This window comes from Vaccinium witches'-broom phytoplasma str. VAC, from assembly GCF_000309405.1.
Lineage (GTDB): Bacteria > Bacillota_I > Bacilli_A > Acholeplasmatales > Acholeplasmataceae > Phytoplasma.
In genome coordinates this window covers 1-3,545 of sequence record NZ_AKIN01000067.1, presented here as the reverse complement: position 1 = coordinate 3,545, position 3,545 = coordinate 1, and the positions used below count along the sequence as shown (strand labels likewise).

At 26.2% G+C, this 3,545-nt stretch carries 3 protein-coding genes; 2 read left to right on the top strand and 1 reads right to left on the bottom strand.

Going from position 1 to position 3,545, the window contains the following annotated elements:
* Nucleotides 1-524, top strand: a 524-nt coding sequence (locus RI68_RS03880) for a hypothetical protein (protein ID WP_017193547.1), incomplete at its 5' end; no start/stop codon positions are given.
* 80 nt (nucleotides 525-604) lie between these two features.
* Here the strand turns inward: RI68_RS03880 and RI68_RS01790 are convergent.
* A complete protein-coding gene (locus RI68_RS01790; RefSeq protein ID WP_017193546.1) occupies nucleotides 605-1,861 on the bottom strand; it encodes a hypothetical protein in 1,257 nt (418 codons plus the stop codon).
* A 532-nt stretch (nucleotides 1,862-2,393) separates the two neighbouring features.
* Here RI68_RS01790 and RI68_RS01785 point away from each other — a divergent pair.
* Entirely contained in the window at nucleotides 2,394-3,230 is an 837-nt protein-coding gene (locus RI68_RS01785) for a hypothetical protein (RefSeq protein WP_017193544.1), read from the top strand.
* Nucleotides 3,231-3,545: the final 315 nt, after the last annotated feature.

Below are 3,545 nucleotides of genomic sequence, written 5' to 3'. Positions count from 1 at the left end.
CAGCTGAAAAAAAAGTTACAGTTAAAGCTAATGAAGGCAGCCAAGTTTACACAGGTACAGCTACTGTAACATATACAGTTAAAGCGGAAAGTGAAGTACACACATCTGGACCAAGAAAAACAGGAGATGATAATAAAGAAAATGAAGGCGGAACGTCAAGAGAACAAGCTCAAGAAAACGCTCAAGTAGACATCAACACAGTAGTTGCAGGTGAATTAGGTGAACAAGCTGCTGAATTAACAAATGACACAGCTAAAGCAGCAGTTAAAAATAAATTTTCAAGTATTCAAATTAATGAAGTAACAGTAACAGTAGACACAGCTGAAAAAAAAGTTACAGTTAAAGCTAATGAAGGCAGCCAAGTTTACACAGGTACAGCTACTGTAACATATACAGTTAAAGCGGAAAGTGAAGTAAACAAACTTTGGTACAAAAGCGTTACACTTTGGGTTTCAGTTGGTGTAGTTTCTACAATTGCATTAGTTGGAGCAGTTTACTGCCTTAACAAAAACAAAAAAATCTAAAAAATAATTTATTAATTAAACAATTTATTTTTGACCAAAAAACATCCTTTATAAGGGTGTTTTTTTTATTCACTATTTTTTTAAAAAATAGTGAATAAAAAAACATTTTCAAAAGAAGAGTGATAACAACTATAATCCAGCTTTATTTTTCTTTGCTCCATTAAATTTTGCGAAAAAAGAATACTTCTTGTTTTAGGATCTATCATAAAGTTTTTTTCACAAGGCAATTCAAAAATCCATTTGGTTTCTTCGCTATCTCGAGATTTTAATTTTGTTTCTTTTTCTTGATCCATGAATATTAATTTATTTTGTTGATCTAATGTCCAACTAAAGATAGTATCCTTTCCTTCTAAATCGAATGGATCAGACATAATAGTTTTAATAGAGGAAATAGCGTTATTTTTTATATTTCTTTCGATAATAATTGTACCAAAATTTTTATTACAGAAAAATTCTCTTTTTAATTCTGAGCCCGTTTCTTCGTCTAAGGTAATAGTTTCCACAGGGTTAATGAATTTTGTTAATTTATTGTTGTTCTGATTTATTTCGCATTCAATCTCTTCTTCTATTTCTTCTTCTTTTAAGAGAGGATTTGTTTTTTTAGCGGGGAAAAATGTAGATGATATTATGACTTTACTCTTTAAGTTGTTTTCTGTTATTTCTTTCACATAATCAGGATCATTTTCATAAATGACTTCGTTTTTTTCATTGACATGAACTACAAAAGGTTCTTTCCCTTCTTTTTGAAAAGAAATCTTTTGTATTTTATTTTTCTTTAAATCGTATTCAATAAAATTATTTTTATCAAAAAAGATGGTTTTAGTTAAAGCTTGACCGCTTCTAATATCGTAATTAATTACGTTTTTCTTTTTCTTTTCGTAAATAGTTAATTCTTGTAGAGTTTTAGTTTTAACGTCAATTATAAAACTAATAATACCGTTTTTTTCAAAAAAAGACTCACTAGCAAGAACACTTTCTGAAGTAAAACTTTGAGTAGTTTTATTAGGATCTAATAAAAAAGGCTTTTTATCCTCGTAAGGCAGGATTAACCTGTTATTTTGATCGAATTGAAAAATTTTTCCTTCAAATAATTGAATTCTGATAACTCTATAAGTTGTTGGTTCTATTTCGATAAAGACATTATCTTTTTGAGGGAAAGTTATTTTTAAAGTATCTACTTTGTTTTTTATTAATGGTTTTGTTTTGGTAGTATCGTTAACAGCACTTTTATTATATTGTTGATAACAAAATAAAATTACTAAAAAGAAAAGAACAACCAAAAACATTAATAATAATAATTTATATTTCAAGGAAGATTGGGAATCATCATCCTTCATATATTTTTATTACCTTTCTATTATTATCATTTGGTTTTTAAAATAAGGTAGGGAAAAAATATAATTGAAAAAAGCAAAGAATTAGTTTATCAAAAAAAATTTTTTTTGATAAAAATTAACAAACAAAACAAAAAAATATGAATAATAATTTATATTTAAAGGCAGACTGAAAAATCTCCTTTTTTTATCTTTACCTTTCTATTATTATATAATTTTGATTTTATAATGAATAAAATATTTACAAATCTACTTTTATTATAGCAGGTAAAAGCATTTCTCAACAGTGAAAATCATATAAAAAGTATAAAAACTGCTTTCTTTATCAAAAATACCTAAAAAAGGTCTTTTTAATAAAGAAAGATTCTGATAAAAGACATCTTTAGAATGTAAATAGAAATCCAAAGAAAAATCTCCCTTTTTAAAAAATTTTTTTGGTTTTTATAATTAATTTCATTCATGAAAAAGAGTTTTTTTTATTAAAATAAAAGATGGCCTAGGCCAAAAAAAATCCATTAGAAAAAGTAAATCATTAATGAAAATGTCGATTCCTAAAAAAATATTTTCTTTCTTATTTCGTAAAAGTGTTTTTCTTTCGTGCGCCTGTTTAGGGTTATATTGCCTTATTAGAACAAATATTAATATCTTTTCTCCTCCAGTTTCCCCCTCTGCCTTAACTGTTGAAAAGAAAGGACAAGTTTTTTCTTGTAAGAAAAAACCTTCTAAAAAATCTAATCTTCTTAAACCTCTTTGTCAAACAGTTTATCAAGCTAAATTAGAACAAGAAGTAGAAAATGATGTTTATCAACCCAATATTATGTTAAATAAACCTGTTATGAAGACAGATAAATATAACATTATGTTAGCGTTTTATAAATATAACGATCAAGGTCTTTTAATGAGAAAAAAATATAAATCCGGTTTAAACAATTATTTTTATGAATATAACGATCAAGGTCAATTGATTAAAAGATATAGAGATAAATATGGCGATAATAAAGAATTAGATTTTTTTACTTATCATTATAACGATAAAAACCAATTAGTGCGTCTTTTAGATCACAATAAAGTAGTTAAAAAAGAGTTTGAATATAACCAAAAAGGGCAATTAGTTGAAAAAACAGACTTTTATTTCTGGCAAACAGATCAAGCTTATACTATCACTTACAGTTACCAATATAACCAAAAAGGGCAAAAAATTAAAAAATTTTACCAAGGAATGGCGACTTATAATAAAAAAGGTATTTGTACCAAACCAAAGAAAAATTTTAATTTATTAGAAAATACATACGAATACAACCAAAAAGGGCAAAGAATAAGAAAACGCGAACGTAATAATGCCGTTTGTAGGATGTATAAATATCGCGAATAAAATATTTTTTTATAAAAAGAAAAAGAATAATTAAAAGGGTGAGCCCCAGCAAAATGGTACCAAAAGGAAACAACTAATTGAACCAAACTGTTTATTTTTAATTAATAAACAGTTTGGTTCAATTAGTTGTTTCCTTTTGGATCCACTTTTGTGGGGCACCTCACCCGTTGTGTGAATTATCTTTAAAAAGAGAGCCTCTTTTAGAGACTCTCTTTTTTGTAAAAAAACATTGACAAATCAATCTTTTTATTTTACAATTTATAATTATTAAGAAACTTAAAAAATTTCTAATTTAATATATATATCGCAAAGATC

What these genes read in the sequence shown, in the direction of transcription:
- RI68_RS01785 (WP_017193544.1), top strand. Translation starts at nt 2,394, where the DNA reads ATGAAAATGTCGATTCCTAAAAAAATATTTTCTTTCTTATTTCGTAAA.
- RI68_RS01790 (WP_017193546.1), bottom strand. Translation starts at nt 1,861, where the DNA reads ATGAAGGATGATGATTCCCAATCTTCCTTGAAATATAAATTATTATTA.